Raw genomic sequence first — 8,044 nt, 5'->3', positions numbered from 1 at the left:
TAAAGTCACGGACTCTTCAGTATTGGGCTGTTCCATGTATGAGTTGGTTTGTTGTAGAGAACTAGCGCGTTGCTCTGTGATTGGAGTTACAGCAGATTGCAGGTTTATGAAGTACACTCGCTTATCGGACAATCCCCGCTTTCGACACGGCAGTGCCGTGTCCCTACCGATGATTTCTGTGTACCTCACCTACGTGAAAACTGCTGTAAAACTCCTTTGAAAGTTGACAGTTGACTGTTTTGAGACGTTACACGAATCTCAGAAACCGAGTTTTTGACAAAAACTCTGCATAAAAGCCTATATTTTTCGTCAGAAACTCTGTTTCTTGTTCGTTGCAAAAAATTACCAATCTAAAATTTAAAAATTGCCCATCTCAAATCTCAAATCTCAAATCTCAAATCTAAGGAATGAAAATTTAATAACCTAGGCGACTATCCCCCCTTCGCCCTTACTGGAAAAAAAATGGGGAAGCAAAGCTGCTTAAGTTATTCAATTTTCATTCCTAAGTTAAGGATGGGGGAATACCCAAAGGCAATCGAATGGTAAAAGTGCTACCTTTGCCCAATTCGCTTTGCACCTGTAAGCTACCCCCATGTGCCTGAACAATTGCTTGGGCGATCGCTAACCCCAATCCCGATCCACCAGTGTCGCGAGAGCGATCGCTACTAACTCGATAGAAACGCTCAAAAATCCGTTTCATATTCTCCGGTGCAATCCCAATCCCTGTATCTCGAACTTCAATCGCAGCATCACCGTTGGTGCGGTCTAAAACAACAGTTATTTTACCTCCGGCTGGGGTGTATTTAATCGCATTCACAATTAAGTTAGAAACCAAGCGATAAAGTTGATCTTCGTCCCCTACGACATATAGCAACTGGCGTACTCGCACCTCACAAGTCAGCGTCACTTTAGCAGCAAACGCTAAATCTATAAACTCTTCTACCAGGTCGCTCGCTAAATCATTGAGACAGCAAGATACGCCCTGGATCAGAATTTTTTGCTCCTCCAATCGCGACAAAAGCAACATATCGTCAATCATTTCTGCAAGTCTATGAGTCTGATTCACCACGTTTTTTAGGGCATATCGCGCTTCTGATTCCGATAGATGAGGCATCCTCAGTACAGATTCCACCGCAGCACGAATTGCTGCTACAGGAGTACGCAATTCGTGGGCCGCATCGGCTGTAAATTGTTTCATTTGTTGATAGGAATGGTTAATCGGTCGCATTGCCAACCCTGCTAGCCACCAACTAGAACCCACAACTAAAAGAACTGTAATTGGCAATCCCACTGCAAAAACGAATGTGAGGGCAACTAGACGACTATCAAGCTCTTTGAGACTTCGCCCAACCTGCATATACCCCCAAAGCCGATTATCTTGGGTATGCAGCGGTATAGACATTTGATGGTAACGATTGCCTTGTCGATCTTCGAGAGTTTGCCAAACTTTTGTTCCTACAGTCAAGGGTATCCCATCTGGGTGAATCCCTGCTGTAGCAATCAACTGTCCCGCATCATCTACAAATCGGATGTAGTAGTAAACTTGGTAAATCGCGCTAAAGATGTGGCGTTGAGTCGAGTTATGGTTTTTTTTTGCGTATATTTGTTGTGTAGCACAACTAGATTTTACCTCGCAAATATCGGGTAAAATCTGCTGGAAAATTGGTTCTAAGCGACGGGGCTGTTTCAAATTCGGTTCAAGGCTGTCATGCACCGTTCCCGTTACAGTCTCTAACTCTCGGTCAATTGAGATTAAATGGGCGTAGATGATTATTTCATAAGCCGCGAAACCGCATAAGCTGAGAATGAAACCCATGAGGGTTACATACCAGAAAGCCAGCCGCGATCGCGTTTGACGAAATGGTCTAGTTTGCATCATTGAGATTGAACCGATAGCCCATGCCAGGAACAGTTTCAATTAAATTATCACAGCCATATTCTGAAAGTTTGCGGCGCACCAATCGAATTTGAGCCGCTACCACATTGCTAATGCGTTCGGCACTCATTTCATAAAGATAGTTTAAAAGTTGGTCGCGGGTAACATATTGATTGGGGTGTTTCATAAAATATTCCAGGACTTGAAACTCTTTTCTTGTTAAAGAAATCACTTGTGGGTCGCCATCAGCTTGCTGAAGAGAAACCGTACAAGTGCTGTAGTCTAAAATGAAGCGACCAACGTGCAGTTGCTCGGGTTGGATGTGGGGCGATCGCCTCTGCAATGCTCGCAGTCGCGCTAACAATTCCTCCATACCAAACGGCTTTACCAGGTAATCATCCGCCCCAGCATCCAGTCCCATCACTTTATCTTCCATGCGGTCTTTTGCTGTCAGCATCAGTACAGGCAAAGGGTTGTTGCGAACCCGCAGCCGACGCAGCAATTCTAAACCCGATATTCCTGGCACTAACCAGTCAAAGATTGCCAGCGTATATTGTGGTTTCTGGTGTTCCAGGCAGTCCCAAGCGTGAGCGCCATTTAAAACCCAATCAACAATATATTTTTCCTGTTTCAAGGTTTGCTTAATCGCCGCACCCAGGACTGGCTCATCTTCAACTAGCAGAATTTTCATCAAAATTCACCCTGTCTATCTACCATATGTTTGAATCCTCACTGTACCGAGCGGGATTTCTGCATTGATACCAACCATTTTGCCATAGATTTGGTAAAACCAAATGCGATCGGAGACAGGAATAGTAACTTCTTGCAGATTAATGGCTAGCTTGGTTTTAACAACTCTATAAAAAATTTTTCCATCAGTAGACGCGAATCTGGGCTATCCCGATCGGGATATGTATATTATTGCCAACAAATTTAGCGGAAATGCGGTATAGCCAAGCGTTGGAAATTCCTGTTATTTTTACATCGTTTAGGTCGATTTTGACTTGCAATTCAGGAGAAACTGGTTGATTAAAATCAATGATTAGTTTGTTGTCATTGATAGAAACATTGGTGTTAATTTCACGTCCCGAGTTGTCCGTTACGGTGATGTTTTTCCTAACCCTTAACCCTGTTGGAACATCAATAATCATTTGGGACAGAGGGCTGCTCCGTTGAGGAATGTGAACCCGAATTGTATGTCTAACATTCCTCGCTCGTGTTGGAGGAAATTGCACCGAGCCATCAATATGAGGAGTAGGTTCTGTCCTAGCACTTGCATAGTCAGTGGAAATTGGAACTGCGATCGCCAAGACTACAGCAGCATAAATCAGTGTTTTTATCATGTTAATTGCCTAAATAGTTCACCCTGTTAATTGAGTTTCAGATTTATCTTTCGTAAGTTAACCTGTGCTTATTATCTTGACAGACCGAGATGAAACCAGGATGAAATTTTTCATGATTTAAAAACATTTTTTGACCGGGTGGCGCTTTGTTGGAAGGCAGACTGTATCAGCTTTTTGGTTCTTATATGCTATTGAAAATAGAGGTTTATTGCATATTTTTATCATTAAAAAGTCTATCCAATGGCAACAAATTGTATACCGAGTCAGCGATATAAGTGTTATAAGTGTTTAAAGTGACGGTTGTTTTGTCAATAAACTAGGTGTCAAACCAAGTTGTCTTGTGCAAGAGGACAGGGGTAATTGGAATCGCCAGTTTCTATCTGAACAGTAATATGTTCGATCCCGAACCGCTCGTGAAGTTCCTGAGCTATCCGTACTAAAAAAGCATTGCCCTCACTTCCTGTAGGCATTACCAGGTGGGCTGTGAGGGCTGTCTCGGTGGTACTCATCGCCCAAATGTGGAGGTCGTGAACGCCAGTTACACCGGGGAGTTCAGCCAGGTACGTGCGGACTGCAAGGGGTTCAATACCTGCTGGGACGGCATCCGTCACCAAGTTGATAGATTCTTGCAATAATTGCCAAGTCCCCACAACAATGACAACAACAATAATCAAGCTGACAACTGGATCGAACCAAAGCCAGCCAGTTGCAACAATAGCGATACCAGCCAGCACCGCGCCTAAAGATACTACCGCGTCAGCAACCAGGTGGAGGAAGGCTCCTCTAATATTTAAGTCACGTTGGCGATCGGACAGGAACATGAGGGCGCTTCCCGTATTAATGGCGATGCCTACGGCTGCGACGCCGATAATTGTAGCGCCCGATACTGGACTGGGTTGTAGGAAGCGCTGTATTGCTTCCCATGCGATCGCGCCCGAAGCTACGAGCAAAAGGATAGCATTCAACAGAGCCGCCAAAATAGAAGAACGACGTAGCCCATAAGTCCGACGTGCTGTCGGTAGGCGACGAACCAGAATGCTAGCTCCCCAAGCTAGTAGCAGACCTAAAACATCACTGAGATTGTGGCCCGCATCGGCAAGCAGGGCAAGAGAGTTGGCAAGAATGCCATAAACTGCCTCAATGATGACAAACCCTGTGTTGAGCGCAACGCTGACGACAAAGGCACGGTTGTAATTAGCACCTCCGTGGTCGTTTCCTTCCTGACTGTGATTATGAGACATGACTACTGTCCTTAAAGCGTGACTAACGGCGAGAGAACTTCTATGGGTTGACAAGTGACAAACTTATCTTTAACCATCTCTTTGACTAAGGAAAAAAATTCTGCGCTCGCACTCTCACTATCAATCACCGTGACGACAAGTGGTAGATAAGAAGACTCAGAAGATGAGTCTAGCTGATTGGTAGTGCGAAAAATCCCATGTTTGCCATATCCAAAAATTGCTCGCATCACCGTTATTCCTGTTAATCCCTGTCGGCGAGCTATTCCGAGCAGAGCTTGGTGAAGGGGTTGGTGGTGCCAGCAATCAGACTTGCTAATGTAGATTGTTAACTGTTTCCAGGAAGTCATTGTAATTTTTATATTTACAACTGTGTAACGATTAGAAATCCTTAGAAATCGTAGAAAATTACCGCTCCAAGATGGCTTCTTTTAACAGCCCATCTTTAATCTCTGGAGTAGTCTTTTTAGGAACCATAAACCTCCCGAATAGAGAATACAAAGCTGGAAGAACTAGCAGGGTTAACGCCGTAGAAGTAATCAATCCCCCCAGTACCACCACCGCCAACGGCTGCAAAACTTCCTTACCAGCACCACTCCCAATCGTCAGCGGCACCATCCCCAAAGCGGATGCTAAAGCGGTCATTAAAATAGCAGCTAATCGCTCCATTGACCCCTCAAGCAAAACTTCTTTTAAGGGAATCCCTTCTGCCAACTTGTTGTTGTAATTGTCCACCAATAGCAGACCATTGCGGGCGGCAACGCCGAATAGGGTAATAAATCCTACCATCGAAGCTACGGAGATAATACCGCTAGTCAAGGCAATTGAAATCACGCCACCGATTAATGCTAAGGGTAGATTAATCAAAATCATGATGGTTGCAGGAATCGATTTGACGGCAAAGTAAAGCAGGACGGCAATAGCAACAAAAGCTAATGCACCAGCCCAAAGTAAAGTTTTTGTGGCTCCCTCTTGCGCTTCAAATTGACCGCCGTATTCAATGTAATAGCCAGGGGGCAGTTGCACCTCTTGCTTAACCTTGTCCCGAATATCCTTAATCACAGAACCCAAATCCCGTCCAGACACGTTGCTAGATACCACAATAAACCGGGAGACGTTTTCGCGATTGATCGTATTAGGACCCGTGCCGTAATCAATTTTTGCGACTTGGGCTAAAGGAATTTTTTGACCGTTGGGGGTATCGACTAACAAATTGCGGATGATTTCAATATCATGACGAGAGCTTTCTTGCAACCACACCACGAGGTCAAAGGTTTGTTGCTGCTCTAAAACCTGAGAGACGGCTCGCCCATTGAGCGCGGTTTCAATTGTCTCTGCAAGTTCCCCGATGGTCACACCGTAGCGAGCAGCGGCTTCCCGGTCAAACTGAATTTGCACCTGTTTAATTGGCACCTGGGGTTCCAGTTGCAGGTCTACCAAACCCGAAACCTCACTCATGGCTGACTGCACTTGTTGACCAAGGGTGCGGAGTTGTTCTAATTCCGGACCAAAAATTTTGACCGCTATAGCACTCCGCACCCCTGAGAGTACCTCATCCATCCGGTGAGAAATAAACCCACCAATATTGGGTACTACTCCCGGAATTTTTTCAAATTCCTCTCGAATCTTTTCAATACTCTCTTCCCGCTCTTTGATTCCCTCCTCACTAATTTGCACATCCAATTCTCCAAAGTTAGTACCAACCACCTCCGAGTCGCCTTGACTGCGGCCGGAACGGAACTGAACGGTATCAAACCGAGGGTCCTTTTTGAGAGAGTTCTCTACCGCCAACCCCACTTGATTGGTCGCATTCAGAGATTCACCAGGCATCAGACTTACCGCAACCACTAAGGCGCGGTCTTGAAACTCCGGTAAAAAAACTTGCCCCAACGAGGGCAGAATTACCATTGAAGCTACAAAGCCAGCAATAGCTGCTGCCAAAACAACCGTAGGGAAACGAATCGAAAACTTCAAAGCTGGACGATACAGGCGATGGGCTTGTTTCTCCACCCAGGTTTCTGTACTGGGCAAAGGCCGACCTACTAGCATTAGGGCGCATAGTGCCGGGGTCAACGTCAGCGCCACCAAAGTAGAAGCAGCAATTGACAGCAAGTAGGCTATACCCATTGGCGCAAAAATGCGACCTTCTACCCCGGAAAGGGCAAAAATCGGTGCGAAGACGACCGCGATAATAATAGTGGCGAACAGAACGCTAACGCGCACCTCCACCGAACCATTAAAGACAACTTGCAGGGGTGGAATCGGGTTTCCCGCGAGTTGGTTTTCCCGCAAGCGACGGTAGACATTTTCCATATCGACAATCGCGTCATCCACCACCGAACCGATGGCAACAACGAGTCCGCCCAAAGTCATCGTGTTGATGCCTTGTCCCGTCCAATTCAAAATCATCATCCCCAGCAGCAACGAAATGGGAAGGGCGCTCAGACTAATAATGACCGTGCGCCAATTCATCAGAAACAGAATCAGGACGATAGAAACAATGATGATGCCATCGCGCAGGGCTTCTTCAACGTTCTTGAGCGAGGCTTCGATAAAATCCTCCTGGCGAAATGTCTCCGTCACTTTCACATCTTTGGCCAGACTGGGCTTCATTTCCTCCAGCGCCGCCTCAATTGCCTTAGTCACGGTTGGGGTATCACCGATGGGTTGCTTGTTGACCGTCAAAACAACCGCCTTCTTGCCGTTGAAACTGCCATCACCGCGTTTGAGTGCCGCACCGATTTGCACGTCAGCCACCTGTTCGAGTAACACTGGTGTGCCATTGCGTGCTTTAATGACCGATTTCTTGAGCTGCTCGATAGACTCAATCCGCCCAATTCCTCGAACCAACGTCTCTTGGTCTGGAGTAATTAAAAATCCCCCTGGCGCGTTGGCGTTGGCAGCCCCTGCCGCTTGCGTGACATCATTTAGGGAAACATTAAACGCTTTGAGCTTGTCTGGATTGACCAGCACTTGATACTGACGCTCGTCCCCACCAGTTATGAGGACACTACTAACACCGGGAACCGCCAGGAGGCGGTTTTTCACTTGCCAATTGACAGTGCGCCACACCTCCATCAGGGGAGTAGTTTCGGAGGTAAAAGCGTATCTGGCGATGACTCCCAAGGGGGAACTGACTGGGAGAAGTTGTGGCTTTTCCACGCCTTGCGGTAGCTGGCTGCTAACCTGTTGCAACCGCTCCGTCACTAATTGGCGAGCGCGATAAATGTCCGTACTCTCGCTGAAGACGGCTCTCACCGCAGAAAGACCTACGGCCGAAGCGGAGCGTAAGGCTTCCAGTCCAGGTGTGCCGTTAATCGCACTTTCTATCGGTCGGGTAACTAGGGACTCGACTTCCTCTGGTGCTAAACCGGGGGCTTCGGCTTGAATTTCGACTTGTGGGGGTGCAAAGCTGGGAAACACATCCAGAGGCATTTGAGTCAGGACGCGAAAGCCCCACAAGCTGATAAGGATGGAGGCGATGACTATCACCCAGCGTTGGGCGATCGACCATTTAACAATAGAATTGAGCATTAGCAGGCAAGATAATAAAGCTTTACGGTTGTAAATGCATCAGCATACTTTCT

Annotated in this window: 6 protein-coding genes; all 6 read right to left on the bottom strand. The window is 46.6% G+C overall.

Annotated features, from left to right (window positions below; translation table 11 throughout):
• Positions 1-502: 502 nt before the first annotated feature.
• Entirely contained in the window at positions 503-1,876 is a 1,374-nt protein-coding gene (rppB, locus tag OSC7112_RS32180) for a two-component system sensor histidine kinase RppB (protein WP_051041631.1), read from the bottom strand.
• Positions 1,866-2,567, bottom strand: a complete 702-nt coding sequence (gene rppA, locus OSC7112_RS32175) for a two-component system response regulator RppA (protein ID WP_015211816.1) — start codon at positions 2,565-2,567, stop codon at positions 1,866-1,868. Before rppA ends, rppB begins: the two co-directional genes overlap by 11 nt.
• 184 nt (positions 2,568-2,751) lie before the next feature.
• A complete protein-coding gene (locus OSC7112_RS32170) occupies positions 2,752-3,219 on the bottom strand; it encodes a DUF2808 domain-containing protein (protein WP_015211815.1) in 468 nt (155 codons plus the stop codon).
• 323 nt (positions 3,220-3,542) lie between these two features.
• On the bottom strand, positions 3,543-4,460 hold the full coding sequence (locus OSC7112_RS32165) for a cation diffusion facilitator family transporter (RefSeq protein WP_015211814.1): 918 nt from the start codon (positions 4,458-4,460) through the stop codon (positions 3,543-3,545).
• An 11-nt stretch (positions 4,461-4,471) separates the two neighbouring features.
• Positions 4,472-4,807, bottom strand: a complete 336-nt coding sequence (locus OSC7112_RS32160) for a DUF190 domain-containing protein (RefSeq protein ID WP_015211813.1) — start codon at positions 4,805-4,807, stop codon at positions 4,472-4,474.
• A gap of 58 nt (positions 4,808-4,865) precedes the next feature.
• Positions 4,866-7,991, bottom strand: a complete 3,126-nt coding sequence (locus OSC7112_RS32155; RefSeq protein ID WP_015211812.1) for an efflux RND transporter permease subunit — start codon at positions 7,989-7,991, stop codon at positions 4,866-4,868.
• Between the last annotated feature and the right edge of the window lie 53 nt (positions 7,992-8,044).

This window comes from Oscillatoria nigro-viridis PCC 7112, from assembly GCF_000317475.1.
GTDB classification, from domain to species: domain Bacteria; phylum Cyanobacteriota; class Cyanobacteriia; order Cyanobacteriales; family Microcoleaceae; genus Microcoleus; species Microcoleus nigroviridis.
Note: the sequence above shows the minus strand (reverse complement) of the source record. Positions and strands in the feature narration are given on the sequence as shown.